We start from the raw sequence: 13,310 nt of genomic DNA on the forward strand, positions 1-13,310 counted from the left end.
GTCTCGTCCAGGGCTTCACGCCACGTCAAGAACGATCTTTCCGTGCACCTTGCGGGCGAAGAGTGCCTGGACGGCGTCGTCCACGTCCTTCCAGTCGCCTCGCAGTCCGACCGGTGCCACGAGTCTCCCGGCGGCTACGAGGCCCAGCAGATCCGTCAGCTCCTCGCTGGGCGGCGTCATGTCACCGTAGGTGGCGATGGTGCGGGGTTCGCCGAAGCCGAACAAGGTCCCTGAGGGGAACGTGGTGTCCTGGCCCGAGGAGAAACCGACCAGGTGAATGCTGCCGCCCTCGGCGAGGGAACTCCACGCTCGGGCCGGCAGCGGCCCGCCGACCGTGTCCAGGACGAGGTCGAACCGGTCCTCGGTCTCGGCCAGGTCGGTCAGGACCTCGTCGGCCCCGAGTTCGCGGAGTCCGGCGGCCCGGTCCGGCGAACCGACGAGTGCCGTCACCCGGGCACCCGCCAGCGAGGCCAGTTGGACGGCGAAGTGCCCCACGCCCCCGCTGGCGCCGGTGACCAGGACGTCGCGCGCCAGCAGGGAACGCTTGCGCAGCACCCGGAGCGCGGTGACCCCGGCGATCCCCAGCGCGGCGGCGTCGGCCAGATCCACGCCCTCGGGGACGGCACCGAGCCAGGCAGGACCGACCGCCACCCGCTCCGCCCACGCGTAGGGAGCCAGCCCCAGTGCGACGCGCGCACCTTCGGGCGGCCCCGAGCCGTCGGACGCGGCGCGCACCACGACGCCGGCCGCGTCGTGACCGTGCACAGCGCCGGCGGGCCACTGGCGCACGTATCTCAGCTCGCCGAAATTGAGACCGATGTGCCGTATCTCCACCAACGCCTCGCCGGTGGACGGCACGGGCTCATCGACATCGGCGAACCGGATGGGTCCGGCCTCACCGTGATCGACCACAAGGGCGCGCATAAGGTGTGGTTCCTTCTCTCGTGGACGCGCCCGAACATTCGGCGCGGCGGCGGATCGAGTGAGCGCGGCGGCGGATCGAGCGTGCGAATCCCGCACTGCCGCCTTCTTGAAACCCTACGCACGACCAGGACAGCGACCAGTCCCGTGAGAATCAATGAGTTGACGATCTGTGTCAGTGTCAGGCCGAGAGCTCCCGTACGTAGCGCCACTCCGTGGCCGCCGGTTCGTAGCCGAACCACTTGTTGACCGCCAGCATCGGGCCGTTGTCGCCGTCGTTGCCGGTGAACGCCTCCCGGTAGCCCGCCGAGCGGGCGCGGTGGAGCGAGGCGTTCTTGGTCAGCTTGGCCAGGCCGCGGCCACGGAAGGCGCGGCGGGTGCCGGTCATACCGGACCAGTAGCGGCCCCGGCCGTCGGTGTGGGCCACGCTGTAGGCGGCCACGGCGCCGTTCACCACCGCCACCGACGTCAGCTCGCGGTCGAGCGCGGGGTGCTCCCAGTTCAGGGCCAGCCACTCGGCGTACGGCGGCGCGGCCACGTCCACATCGCCCGGCTCGTCCGCCGTGCACTCCACATCCGCCTCGTACACCGGACGCGGATCGTCCGCGAAGTCCGCCGCCGTACGCAGCTCCACCCCGTCCGGGAGGTCGCCCGGGAGGCCGTCCGGGAGCCCGCCCGTGCTCAGCGGCGGCAGCGCCGCCGTCGTCAGGTCCAGCCGCTGGACACGGGAACAGCGGCCGCGCCGGTAGCCGCGCCGCTCGGCGAAGGTCACCGAAGACGGCTCGTCCAGCGTCCAGGCGAAGATCTTGGCGGTGCCCAGCCCGGACAGATACTCCTCCGCGGCGGTCACCAGCGCCGACCCCGCGCCCCGCCCGCGCGCCCCCGCGCTCACCGTCGTATTGGCGAACGCCAGCCCCGGCTCCTCGCTGTCGTGGAAGACGCCCATCTCGCTCGAGCCCACCACCTGCCCGTCCGCCTCGGCGACCAGCAGCCGGTAGTGCTGTTCGACGGGCGCGCGCTCCGACTTCCAGACCACCGTCCGGGGCGTGGTCACCAGAAAGGGGAAGGCGGAGCGCCACGCCGCCGCCACGGCCTCCGCGTCGGTGGCCCGGAAATCGCGCACAGTCATGGTCATGGTTGCGCAGATTACGGCCTGTCAGCCTGGCCTGCCGCCAATTTCCGCAGCTCGTGGGCTAGATCACCGGGACCAAGCGGTTCCCTCGGCCTGGCACGCGGTTCCCCTCGGCCTGGCACACAATGGGTGCCACAAACACCGTCCCGCCCCCATGCCCCAGGAGCCCCAACGTGGCCTTGCAGATCACCGTCGACCAGGACGCGGCGACAGCCCCCTTCGAGCAGATCCGCGCGCAGATCGCCGAGCTGGCCCGCTCCGGCGCGCTTCCCGTCGGCTACAAGCTGCCCACCGTACGCGGCTTCGCCGAGGAGCTGGGGCTGGCGGCGAACACCGTCGCCAAGGCGTACCGGGCCCTGGAGGCGGACGGTGTGATCGAGACCCGCGGCCGCCACGGCACCTTCATCGCGGCGGCGGGCGACGCGACCCTGCGCCGGGCCGCCGAGGCCGCCCAGACCTACGCCCAGCTGGCGCGGCGGCTGGGTCTGGACCGCGCGGCCGCCCTCGCCACCGTCGAGGACGCCCTGCGCGCGGTCTACGGCGACTCCGAGTGACTCGGCCGGGGGGGGCTCCGGCAGTGCCGCCACCTGACATGCTGTCCCCCATGACCAGCGCGCTGCCCACCCCCATGACCGGCCGTACGACCAGCCGCAAAGCCCTCGTCCGGCGCCCCAGCCCCCGCCTCGCCGACGGGCTCGTCACCCATATCGACCGCACCCCGGTCGACCCCGCGCTGGCCCTGCGGCAGTGGGAGGTCTACGTCGTGGCGCTGCGCGCGCACGGCTGGGAGACGGTCGAGCTGCCCGCGCTGGACGACTGCCCGGACGGGGTGTTCGTCGAGGACACCATGGTCGTTTACCGGAACGTCGCGGTGATCGGCCGCCCCGGAGCCGAGTCCCGCAGGCCCGAGACCGCGACCGCCGAGGAGGCCGTGACCGGCCTCGGCTGCTCGCTGAACCGGATCCGCGAGCCGGGGACGCTGGACGGCGGGGACGTCCTGAAGATCGGCGACACCCTCTACGTGGGACGCGGCGGACGCACCAACGGCGACGGCATCCGCCAGCTGCGCGCCGCGCTGGAGCCGCTGGGCGCGCGGGTGGTGGCCGTACCGGTCAGCAAGGTGCTCCACCTGAAGTCGGCGGTCACCGCGCTGCCGGACGGCACCGTCATCGGCTACCCGCCGCTCGTCGACGACCCGGCCGCGTTCCCCCGCTTCCTCCCCGTCCCCGAGGAGTCCGGCGCCCATGTGGTGCTGCTCGGCGGCGGCAAGCTGCTGATGGCGGCGAGCGCGCCGCGCAGCGCCGAGCTGTTCGCCGACCTCGGCTATGAGCCGGTGCCGGTGGACATCAGCGAGTTCGAGAAGATGGAGGGCTGTGTGACCTGCCTGTCGGTACGGCTGCGGGAGCTGTACGGCTGACGTACGGCTGGGGGGCGGTACGGCTGACGTACGGCCGGGGGAGCTGTACGGCTGCGGGGGGCTGTACGTCAGCCGTATGGCTGGGGGCTTTACGGCGGCGGGAGCTGTATGGCTGCGGGGGCTGTACGGCTGACATGCGGCTGCGGGGGCCGTACCCCTGAGCAGCCGGTCGGCCGGCCGGTCAGCCCCCTCGCCGTACGGCGTCTCAGAGGTACAGCCCCGCGTTCGACTCCGCCGACGGCGACGGCACGGCGGGCGGCCGGGTGCCGCGCCGCAGCGCGTACAGCTCCGCGAGCGTCGCCCCGTCCCGCCCGATGACACCTTCCCGTTCGTCGATCTCCCCACCGAGCCAGTTGACCGCCTCCGGCCGCGTCAGCTTGCCGACCTCGATCCGGGCCAGACACCGGCCGGGCCGGACCACCGCCGGGTGCAGCCGCTCCAGGTCCTCGTTGGTGGTCACCCCGACCAGCACATTGCGCCCCTGGCCGAGCAGACCGTCCGTCAGGTTCAGCAGCCGGGACAGCGCCTGACCCGCGGTGTGCTTGGCCTCGCCGCGGATCAGCTCGTCGCAGTCCTCCAGGAGCAGCAGCCGCCAGCGTCCCTTGGCCGTGCCGTCGTCCTCGCCGATCGCGATGTCCATCAGATAGCCCACGTCGGAGAAGAGCCGCTCCGGGTCCAGGACGCAGTCCACCTGGCACCAGTCCCGCCAGGAGCGGGCCAGGGTGCGCAGCGCCGAGGTCTTGCCGGTGCCGGGCGGGCCGTGCAGCAGCAGGAGCCGGCCGGCGATGTCGTCCGGGGTGACCTTCATCAGCCCGTCCATGGCCTCGGCCACCGGCGCCGTGTAGTTGTCGCGGATCTCCTCCCAGGTCCCGGCCGAGATCTGCCGCGTGGTGCGGTGCGGGCCGCGCCGCGGCGAGACGTACCAGAATCCCATCGCCACGTTCTCCGGCTGCGGCTCCGGCTCGTCCTCCGCGCCGTCCACGGCCTGGTGCAGCACCTTCTCGGCCAGGGCGTCGTCGACGGCGGTCACGGTCACATCGGCCCCCCGGTTCCACCGGGAGATCAGCAGGGTCCAGCCGTCGCCCTCGGCGAGCGTCGCGCTGCGGTCGTCGTCACGCGCCGCGCGCAGCACGGTCGCGGACGGCGGCAGCAGCGTGGCGCCCGACCTCACCCGGTCGACGGAGTGACTGCGGGCGTACGGCTGCTCGCCGGTGGCGAAGCGCCCCAGGAAGAGCGCGTCGACGACATCCGACGGCGAATCGCTGTCATCGACGTTCAGCCGGATGGGGAGGGACTTTTCGGCGGGTGTCGTAGGCAGGGTCTGCCTCCTGAGAAGGGGGGGCTGGTGCGGCGGTCAGCGCACCCGCCCCCATGATCCAGGACGGAGGGCGAGGGCGCACCAAGGTTTGTGGCCGTTTACCGAGCTGTTCCACGGAAGCCCACCGGAATGGGGGCGCACACCGCCCGGTCGGCCGACGTCAGCTCGCCCGGGCGCTACACGCCGATGTCCACGTTGTTCAGTCCTGACGTCGTAGCATACGTCGCCGCCGTGCCACGCGGCTGAGCAGCGTCGGCACCAGGATCAGCAGGCTCACGGCCCCCACCGCCGCCACCCCGCCGCGCGCCGACCACATCCGCAGCGCCAGCATCGCCTCCGCCACCAGCAGATCCAGCGCGAGCGCGCCCGCCACCGCCAGTACCGGGCGGATCAGCGCGTCCAGCCCGCGCAGCGCGCTGCCTATGGCCAGCGCGGGCGCCGCGAGCAGGAAGAGCAGCGTGAACGGCGCCCGCAGCGGTGAGTGGACGTCGGCCAGCGCGAGTGTCGCGCCGAGGCCCGCGATGCCGACCGCGGCGCCCGTGATCAACGGCAGCGAATCCCCGCTCGCCGGTCTGTTGTCAGTGATGGTGTGCATTGGCGTCTTTGCCCCCCGAAGCGCCGGATGCCGGGCTTCAATGTCGCGCAGCCGCCGGATGCCGTCAAGGCGGAGAAGGTGTGCGAACGCGCCGTAGGCGGGGGCGGTTGAGCCCTCATCAGGGCTGGTCGCGCGGTGTGCGCCGGTCGTGCGCGGGGGTCTTCGGGCGGGGAGCTCGGACGGGGTCTGTGGGCCGGGTGTTCGGGCGGTGTGTTCAGACGGGATGTTCGGGCGGGATGTTCGGGCGGGATGTTCGGCGTCGCGTGGTGACTCATCCGGATTCCGTCCGACCTATGGACGTATCAGCCATGTATCGAAAGATTTTTGCCAACTACCCGCATAGATCGGCCGGTTGCGCGGGATGACATATTCATGTCACGCCGCTGTAATCGATCCCCGCGACGTGACTGACGGTTTCGAACGCGATTGCCCATTTGTCGGGCTATCGCGCCTCACATCGGCACAGCAGTGATCCTGCTAGGGAGTTCGAATGAAACTGTCCAGACTCACGGCGACGATGGGTGCGTTCGTCGTCGGTGCCGTCCTCGCCCTCACCGGGGCCGGCTCGGCCCAGGCCACCGAGAACAGCGCGGGCCCCGCCTATGTGGCGCTGGGCGACTCCTACTCATCCGGCGTCGGCGCGGGCAGCTACGACGGCGCCAGCGGCAACTGCAAGCGCAGCACCAAGGCGTACCCCGCGCTCTGGGCCGCCTCGCACGCTCCCTCGAGCTTCAACTTCACCGCCTGCTCCGGCGCCAAGACCGGTGATGTGCTGAACAACCAGCTCGGCCCGCTGAACTCCGGCACCGGTCTCGTCTCCATCTCCATCGGCGGCAATGACGCGGGCTTCGCCGACATCATGACGACCTGCGTGCTCCAGTCCGAGTCCACCTGCATCAACGCGGTCAACAGCGCCAAGAACTTCGTCCAGAACACCCTGCCCGGCAAGCTGGACCAGGTTTACAACGCCATCAGCGCCAAGGCCCCCTCCGCGCATGTCGTCGTCCTGGGCTACCCGCGGTTCTACAAGCTCAACGGTTCCTGCATCGTGGGCCTCAGTGAGGCCGAGCGCGCCGCGATCAACGGTGGCGCGGATGTCCTCAACTCCGTCACCGCCAAGCGCGCCGCCGACCATGGCTTCAGCTTCGGCGACGTCACCGCGACCTTCACCGGGCATGAGATCTGCTCCGGCAGCGCGTGGCTGAACAGCGTCACGATCCCCATCGACGAGTCCTACCACCCCACCGCCGCCGGCCAGTCCGGTGGCTACCTCCCGGTCTTCAGCTCAGCCGCCTGATGCGCGCCCGCCACCACTCGTAGGGGAGGAGGCCCCGTCCGCCGGGGCCTCCTCGCGGGTCCCTCCGGCGTCGGGGGTATGCGGTCCCGCCGCACAGGTGGCCCTTGCAGGGCGGTCTGCGGAGCTGTCCCCTCCCCGCCCCTTCCCGCAGTATCGATCTGCGGCTCCGCCGCGTGGCAGGGGCTTCGCCCCTGGACCCCGGGGTCTGGGGCGGAGCCCCCCACGCGGCGGAGCCGCATATCGTCAGGTGCCGGGAAGGGGCGGGGAGGGGAACAGCCCGCCGCAGGCGTCCCGCTCCGTCGGACACTCCCTAGCCGCCCTTGTTCAGCAGTGCCCAGGCCAACCCGCCCAGCGACAGCGCGGCCAGCAGCACCCCGGCCACCAAGGCCGCCACCGCGGCCCGCTGCCGCCAGGGCGGCGGCTCATCGGCGGGTTCCGCCGGACCGTCCGCGTTCGGGGCCGGGGGACGCGCGGGCGTCGCACCGGGCTCCGGTGACCGGCCCAGCGGCTCCGTCTTCGCCGTGGCGGCGGGCCCGAAGGCGTTCGGGGACGACACCGAGCCGCCGCCCGGTGTGCCTCCCGCCGCCACCAGCCGCAGCAGCCGCTCCGCCTCCGCCGCCGGAAGCCGCCGCCGCGGATCCTTGTCCAGCAGCCCCTCCAGTACGGAGGTGAGCGGCCCGGCCCGGCGCGGCCGCGGCAGCGACTCGTCCACCACGGCGCGCAGCGTGCTCAGCGGGGTGTCCTGGCGGAACGGCGAGACCCCCTCCACCGCCGCGTACAGCAGCACACCCAGCGACCACAGATCCGACTCCGGGCCCGGCGACCGGCCCAGAGCGCGCTCCGGCGCGAGGAACTCGGGGGATCCCACGAGCTCCCCGGTCAGCGTCAGCGCCGCATCGCCCTCCACCACCGCGATCCCGAAGTCGGTGAGCACCACCCGGCCGTCGTTGGCCATCAGCACATTGCCCGGCTTCACATCCCGGTGCAGCACGCCCACCGCATGCGCGGCACGCAGCGCGGCCAGCACCTCCGCACCGATGCGCGCGGCCCGCGCGGACGGCAGCGGCCCCTCGGCGTCGAGCACATCGGCCAGCGACAGCCCGCGCACCAGCTCCATCACGATCCACGGGCGGCCCTCCATGGCCACGTCGTAGACGGTGACCACATTGCGGTGCGAGACCCGCGCCGCCGCCCGGCCCTCGCGCTCCATCCGCGCGTACAGCCGGCCGATGTCGCGGTCCCCGAACCCGGCCGGGGCGCGCACCTCCTTGATGGCGACCTCGCGGCGCAGCGCCTCGTCGTACGCGCGCCACACCACGCCCATGCCGCCCCGGCCCAGCTCGCCCAGCAGCCGGTAACGGCCGCCCCCCACCCGCTCGCCCTGCCGCCCTGAACCCGCTTCGCTCATGGCCGAGCCCCTCCCCCTCAACCGAGCAATTCGGGCTGAATGTACCTCAACCGAGCGTGGTTGCCGCCCCCTTCAGCACCAATCCGCACCCCAACGCGAGGACGACGGCGGCGGTTCCGACGGGCGAGGCACGGCGCACCGCCACCAGCAGCCGGTCGATCCGGCCCCCGGACCCCCTGCGCGCCGCCAGCCGCTCCGTGGCCCGCACGCCCAGGCGCACCGCGGTGAACCCGGCCAGCGTGAGCGTCAGCGCCAGCCCGAGTCCGTACGCCACCACCAGGACGAAGCCGAACCACGCCTGGCCCAGCGCGGCCGCGCCGACGAGCACGATGACGGCGGAGGGGCTGGGCACCATGCCTCCGGCGAAGCCGAGCAGCAGTGTGCCGCGCAGAGTGGGGCGTACCTCGTGGGTGTGGGTGTGACCGTCGCCGTGGTCGTGGGTGTGGGTGTGCGGGTGACTGTGGTCGTGGTCGTGGTCGTGTGAATGCGCATGGCCGTGGTCGTGATCGTGGGTGTGGTGGTGGGCCCGCACATACCGACGGCGGCGCAGCGCCTTGCGGAGCAGGCCCGCCCCGGCCACCGCCACCAGCACACCGCTCGCGATGCCCAGCCATGAGATCACCGAGGGGGCGGCCGCCGAACCCGCCGTGACCAGCAGCCCCAGCGCGAAGACGCCCAAGGTGTGGGTGACCGTCACCGACGCGCCCAGCGCCAGTACGTCGCGCAGCGCGCTGCGCCCGCCCGCCGCGGCGGCCGCCGCCATCATCGTCTTGCCGTGGCCGGGGGCCAGGGCGTGCATCGCGCCCAGCAGAACCGCGGTGGCGAAGGCGGTAAGGGCGAAGCCGAAGGTGATGTCATGGCGCGCCACCATCGAGGTGAGCGCCTGCGTCCACCGGTCCACTCCGCGCGGCAGCACCGACGAGCCCACCGCGTCCTCCCGGTCGGACTCCGCCGCGCTCGCGAGCGCGGGGCCGCCCGCCTTGACCTTCAGCGCGGCCGACCGCTGGTCGGACGGTGAGGAGAGCTGCCCCGCCGGGTAGCGGACCAGCCGGTGGGAGGCGGAGGTCTTGGGGACGTCGGCGTCGGTGAGCGTCATACGGTCCCCCTGCGCCGTCACCTCCCGCCAGCCGGGGCCCGTACCGATGTCGCGCGGACGGTAGGCGACGGTGGCCCGTTCGCCGTCGCCCAGCGCGGCCGTGAGGCGGCACTCCACCCGCAGCGTCGGCAGCCCGGCCTGGCCGGGGCGCTGACGGGCCTGCGCGCGCCCGGCGCGTACGGGCACCTCGCGCCCGTCGACCGTCAGCCGCGCCCCCTCCGCCGCGCTCGCACACCGCCGCGCCGCCCACGCGCCCAACTCCCGCCCGGACAGCGCGTCGTCGCCGTCGCGGTCGATCTCCGGCTTCGCCTGGGCGGCGGGGATCTCGGCGAGGTCCTCGACATGGTCGACCCGCAGCGTCCCCGGGGTGACCACGAGCCCGTCGTAACGGTTGACGGTGAAGTTCCCGAGCGGATGCGCCTCGGCACTCCCAGCAGGCAACACCACCATCGCAACGGCCCCCAGCAGCACCCCGACGGCCGCCAACCGCCAACGGGCGCGCCGCCCGGGGCGGGGGGTCGGGGGTTGGTCCCCGGTTCGGGGAAGGGCTGTCAGCGGCCAACGGGCGCGCCGCCCGGGGTTCCGGATTTCGTCGGCGCCGCTTCGGGGGCGCAGCCCCGGGCCGGGGGCCGGGGGCTGGGCCTCGGTTTGGGAGGGGGCTGTCAGCCGCCAACGGGTCCGCTGCCCAGGGCGCTGGGTTTCGCCGGCCCGGCTTCGGGGGCGGAGCCCTGGCATGGAGGTCGGGGGCTGGTCGCCGGATTGGGGCGGGGCTGCCAGCCGCCAACGGCCGCGCTGCCCGGGACTCTCGGTATCGTCGGCCGGGTTTTGGAGGCGGAGCCCTGGCCCGGAGGCCGGGGGCTTGTCGGCTCCGGTTCGGGAGGGGGCTGCCAGCCGCCAACGGCCACGCCGCCCAGGGCTCCGGGTTTCATCGAAGCCGCTTTGGGGGCGCGGCCCCGGGCGGGGGGCCGGGGGCTGGGCCCCGGTTCGGGAAGGGGCAGAGTGGGGGAGTGTCATCGGGTGGCCCCCAGCTCCTTCAGTGCCGCCTTCGCCGCCCGCGCGCCCGTGGGGGAGAAGCCCGGGTTGAGGTCGAGTGCGGCCTTCAGGTGGCGGCGCGCCGGGCCGTCGTCGCCCAGGGACTTCTCGATGACGCCCCGGTGGTAGAGGAACGCCGCGTTGCGGTAGCCCGGTTCGGCGGCGTCCTTGGCGTACTTCAGGGCATCCTCGTCCTTGCCGTTGCGGTGCAGGGCCCAGGCCAGCGCGTCGGCGGTGTGCACGGTGTGCCGTCGGTCCCATTCGGCGCGGGCCGCCTTCAGCGCCTCCTTCACATCGCCGTGGTCGGCCGCGACCAGCGCGCTGTCCAGGTCGGTCGCCACCCCGTTGGCCCGTGCGAGCGCGATCCAGGTGTCGACCACCGAGTACTGCCCGCGCGCCTTGGAGCGGTCGCCCCGCGCCTCGTACGCCTCGCCCAGGGCCGCGAGCTCGGCAGGCAGCGGATAGCGCCGTACGACCGCCTCCAGGTCGCGGATCCCCGCCTTCTGGCGGCCGTCCGCGACCGAGGTGCGGCCGCGGCCCTCAAGCGCCGGGAGATAGTCGGGGACGGCGCGCAACGCGGTGCCGTACGCCCGCCGTGCCGCCTCGTACTCGCCCTGGCTCCAGGCCAGTTGGCCGAGCGCCGTCGACACATAGGCGATATCGCTGGGCGAGGTGGCGGAGTCCTGGGCGCGCAGCAGCACCCGGCGCGCCCCGGCCGGGTCGCCGCGCAGCTCGTGGACGTAGGCGAGGCGGGTGAAGACGGGGATGCCGGGGCGCAGGGAGTCGGCCTTCTCGGCGGCCGTGTACGCGTCCTTGTAGCGGCCCAGTTCGACGAGGGCGTCCACCCGGACGGCGAGCGCCCCCTGGCTGTAGGAGTTCACCTTCAGGGCCTTGTCGGCGTCGCGCAGCGCGCCCCGGAAGTCATGGCGGGCGGCGGCGAGCGAGGCGCGCCCGGCGAGCGCCACGTCGTTGTCGCGCGGCTCGAGGGACAGGGACCGGGCGAACGCCTTGTCCGCCTGCGGATAGCGGGTGGGGTCGCCGCTGGTCCTGGCCTGCTCGACATAGGCCGAGCCGAGACCGGCCCAGCTCTCCGCGTCCTTCGGCTCAGCGCGCAGATGGGTCTGCATCGCGTCGATCTGCCGGGCGAGGCCGTCGCCGCTGAGCTGCTCGTACCGCGCCGCGGCCGGGTGCAGCGCGCGGGCGGCGTCCTGGCCGCCGGACCCGCCCGGTCCGCCCGGCCCGTCCGAGGCGTCGATCACGATCGAGGCGGCGGTCAGCCCGGCCGCGAGCGCGAACACCACGGCCGCGGTCCGGGCCGTTGGGGTGAGGGATGGCCGTAGAGCCATGGTGACAGCTGCCTTTCGCTGAGCTACGAACGCGCGGAGCGGACGGACGGAAGGGTCGTACGGATGAGGAGGAGCCTGGGCGCGGCCGCCGCGCGGGTTTCGGCGGGGCCGCGCCCGGTGGTACGGATCCGATGGCACCCGTGGTTCAGTGCCGGCGCACGCGGGGACCCCGCCGCCGCGACCGCATCCAGAGGAATCCGAGGCCCAGCAGCAACACGGCCCCGCCACCGGCCGCCGCGGACCCGGCCAGCAGCATGTTGTCGTCGGAGGAGGAGCCGACGCCCGAGCCGCCGTTCAGCAGCGACTGCCCGGCGCTCTTCGAGACGGCCTTGGCGTCCGAGCCGGAGCTGGGCAGCGCCAGATACGGGAAGGAGCCGCCGAACTTCTGGTCGTTCTCGTCCACCGCGTCGCCCAGGTCGTTCTTCTTGCCGAGCAGCTCGCCCTCCATGGCCTGGAGCGCGATGTCCAGCACGTCGTCGGAGAGCCTGCGGCCGTTGGGGAAGCCCGCGTTGTCGCCGTCCAGGACCCCCAGCCGCTTGGGGCTGCCGTTGGGTTCTATGGAGGTGTTGAGCCGGAGTTCCTCGGCAGGGCGGACGTTCGGTGGCTGGTTGAGCTTGGGCACACCGGTGAGGAACGCCTGCACCAGGTCGTCGCGCGGGGTGTCCGGCGCCTTGATCTTGTAGATCTGCTCGACCAGCTTGGGGAGTTCGGGGTCCTGGACGAACTTCAGGAACTGCCCGTCGTCCCACGGCGAGGAGGCGTTGAACTTGTCCTTGTCCTTGCGCGGGATGACCACCTCGTTGACCAGCGGGCTGCCGAGCCGGGAGACCTGGGTCCAGTCGCCGTCGGCGGTCTGGCGGTGGGTGGTGGCCCAGACGCCGATCACCGGCTGGTCCTTGGACTCGGTCAGCGCCGACGTCGGCACCTGGAGGGCCATCGACTGGACGTTGTAACCCTTGAGGGTGTCATTGCCGACCTCGGACATGTCGCCGCCGTACAGCAGGTCGAAGACGCGCAGATCGAGGAAGAACGGGTCGTCGGCCTGACCGGCGAAGGCGGTCGAGCCCCCGCTGTAGCCGATCTTCTGCACCGACTGGTCGCGGAGCTTCTGGTAGTCGGGCATCGACGCCTTGCCGACGTTCGACGGCGCGACCGGCAGATCGCTGCCCAGCTTGGCGCGGGCGACGGCCTTCTGATGCTTCAGCTTGATGACTTCGAGGTCGTATGTCTGGGTGAAGTTGAGGGTGGCGTCCTCGATCGAGTTCACCGGCCCGGTGTTGTAGAGGAACGTGTCGCCGTTCTTGAGGTGGTCCTTGAAGGTCCACCGGAAGAGCAGATCGCCCTGGCCGTCGCCGTCGTTGTCGACGTGCAGGTCGTAGCGGGCGTCATGGGCGAACTTGTAGAAGTTGGGGCCGCCCGCGGGGTCCTGGAACGGCAGCACATTGACGACCATGGTGGTCGTGTCCGGCTTGTCCGGGCTGACGAATGCGTAGACGTCCGTGGCGTCGTACTCCGGCTGACCGGAGATCAGCGGCGCCTCGCGGTGGCTCGAAGCCTGCGCCGTCCCGGGCTGTAGTACGGCCACTCCGGCGGCCGTGAGCCCGCCGGCGGCCAGTGCGCAGCTGACCAGCGCGGCCAAGCTCTTGGTGATAGCGGTCATCCTGTAGGTCCTTCGCACGCTTGTTGGAGCAGTCCCTTCATGCGGCTATTCGGACCCGGCGAACGGATGGATTGGTCGGCCCGGGAAT

General features: G+C 72.6%; 11 protein-coding genes. 3 read left to right on the forward strand and 8 right to left on the reverse strand.

The window, feature by feature from the left end; all coding sequences use genetic code 11:
* Window positions 1–15: 15 nt before the first annotated feature.
* Window positions 16–924: a zinc-binding dehydrogenase gene (locus tag KHP12_RS38440; protein WP_086884182.1), complete on the reverse strand. Its 909-nt coding sequence runs from the start codon at window positions 922–924 to the stop codon at window positions 16–18.
* A 178-nt stretch (window positions 925–1,102) separates the two neighbouring features.
* The gene (locus KHP12_RS38445) at window positions 1,103–2,056 is read right to left on the reverse strand and encodes a GNAT family N-acetyltransferase (protein WP_086884181.1); all 954 of its coding nucleotides are present in this window, start codon (window positions 2,054–2,056) and stop codon (window positions 1,103–1,105) included.
* Between the two features lie 170 nt (window positions 2,057–2,226).
* Here KHP12_RS38445 and KHP12_RS38450 point away from each other — a divergent pair, with 170 nt between their 5' ends.
* Together KHP12_RS38450 and ddaH are read left to right on the forward strand one after the other, a co-directional pair.
* On the forward strand, window positions 2,227–2,607 hold the full coding sequence (locus tag KHP12_RS38450; protein ID WP_086884180.1) for a GntR family transcriptional regulator: 381 nt from the start codon (window positions 2,227–2,229) through the stop codon (window positions 2,605–2,607).
* Window positions 2,608–2,681: 74 nt separating this feature from the next.
* On the forward strand, window positions 2,682–3,470 hold the full coding sequence (gene ddaH, locus KHP12_RS38455) for a dimethylargininase (RefSeq protein ID WP_211834962.1): 789 nt from the start codon (window positions 2,682–2,684) through the stop codon (window positions 3,468–3,470).
* Window positions 3,471–3,675: 205 nt separating this feature from the next.
* On the opposite strand, the gene KHP12_RS38460 is transcribed toward ddaH, so the two are convergent.
* Complete coding sequence (locus KHP12_RS38460) at window positions 3,676–4,788, reverse strand: DUF5925 domain-containing protein (RefSeq protein ID WP_086884179.1); 1,113 nt, start codon at window positions 4,786–4,788, stop codon at window positions 3,676–3,678.
* Window positions 4,789–4,987: 199 nt separating this feature from the next.
* Window positions 4,988–5,383 (reverse strand): hypothetical protein, encoded by a 396-nt coding sequence (locus KHP12_RS38465; protein WP_210609122.1) that lies wholly within the window; start codon window positions 5,381–5,383, stop codon window positions 4,988–4,990.
* A gap of 490 nt (window positions 5,384–5,873) precedes the next feature.
* Here KHP12_RS38465 and KHP12_RS38470 point away from each other — a divergent pair, with 490 nt between their 5' ends.
* Entirely contained in the window at window positions 5,874–6,680 is an 807-nt protein-coding gene (locus KHP12_RS38470; protein ID WP_037949996.1) for an SGNH/GDSL hydrolase family protein, read from the forward strand.
* Between the two features lie 310 nt (window positions 6,681–6,990).
* On the opposite strand, the gene KHP12_RS38475 is transcribed toward KHP12_RS38470, so the two are convergent.
* From KHP12_RS38475 to KHP12_RS38490, 4 genes are all read right to left on the reverse strand, one after another.
* Window positions 6,991–8,088 carry a serine/threonine-protein kinase gene (locus tag KHP12_RS38475; RefSeq protein WP_210609120.1) on the reverse strand — a complete coding sequence of 366 codons (1,098 nt, stop codon included), beginning with the start codon at window positions 8,086–8,088 and terminating at the stop codon, window positions 6,991–6,993.
* A 46-nt stretch (window positions 8,089–8,134) separates the two neighbouring features.
* The gene (locus tag KHP12_RS38480) at window positions 8,135–9,634 is read right to left on the reverse strand and encodes a sulfite exporter TauE/SafE family protein (RefSeq protein WP_210610370.1); all 1,500 of its coding nucleotides are present in this window, start codon (window positions 9,632–9,634) and stop codon (window positions 8,135–8,137) included.
* 560 nt (window positions 9,635–10,194) lie between these two features.
* Complete coding sequence (locus tag KHP12_RS38485) at window positions 10,195–11,562, reverse strand: tetratricopeptide repeat protein (protein ID WP_211834205.1); 1,368 nt, start codon at window positions 11,560–11,562, stop codon at window positions 10,195–10,197.
* A gap of 145 nt (window positions 11,563–11,707) precedes the next feature.
* The gene (locus KHP12_RS38490; protein WP_037950002.1) at window positions 11,708–13,222 is read right to left on the reverse strand and encodes a DUF4331 domain-containing protein; all 1,515 of its coding nucleotides are present in this window, start codon (window positions 13,220–13,222) and stop codon (window positions 11,708–11,710) included.
* Window positions 13,223–13,310: the final 88 nt, after the last annotated feature.

It is taken from the genome of Streptomyces asiaticus, assembly GCF_018138715.1.
GTDB lineage: Bacteria > Actinomycetota > Actinomycetes > Streptomycetales > Streptomycetaceae > Streptomyces > Streptomyces asiaticus.

What these genes read in the sequence shown, in the direction of transcription:
- KHP12_RS38470 (WP_037949996.1), top strand. Translation starts at nt 5,874, where the DNA reads ATGAAACTGTCCAGACTCACGGCGACGATGGGTGCGTTCGTCGTCGGT.
- KHP12_RS38475 (WP_210609120.1), bottom strand. Translation starts at nt 8,088, where the DNA reads ATGAGCGAAGCGGGTTCAGGGCGGCAGGGCGAGCGGGTGGGGGGCGGC.
- KHP12_RS38490 (WP_037950002.1), bottom strand. Translation starts at nt 13,222, where the DNA reads ATGACCGCTATCACCAAGAGCTTGGCCGCGCTGGTCAGCTGCGCACTG.
- KHP12_RS38440 (WP_086884182.1), bottom strand. Translation starts at nt 924, where the DNA reads ATGCGCGCCCTTGTGGTCGATCACGGTGAGGCCGGACCCATCCGGTTC.
- ddaH (WP_211834962.1), top strand. Translation starts at nt 2,682, where the DNA reads ATGACCGGCCGTACGACCAGCCGCAAAGCCCTCGTCCGGCGCCCCAGC.
- KHP12_RS38465 (WP_210609122.1), bottom strand. Translation starts at nt 5,383, where the DNA reads ATGCACACCATCACTGACAACAGACCGGCGAGCGGGGATTCGCTGCCG.
- KHP12_RS38485 (WP_211834205.1), bottom strand. Translation starts at nt 11,562, where the DNA reads ATGGCTCTACGGCCATCCCTCACCCCAACGGCCCGGACCGCGGCCGTG.
- KHP12_RS38445 (WP_086884181.1), bottom strand. Translation starts at nt 2,056, where the DNA reads ATGACCATGACTGTGCGCGATTTCCGGGCCACCGACGCGGAGGCCGTG.
- KHP12_RS38480 (WP_210610370.1), bottom strand. Translation starts at nt 9,634, where the DNA reads ATGGTGGTGTTGCCTGCTGGGAGTGCCGAGGCGCATCCGCTCGGGAAC.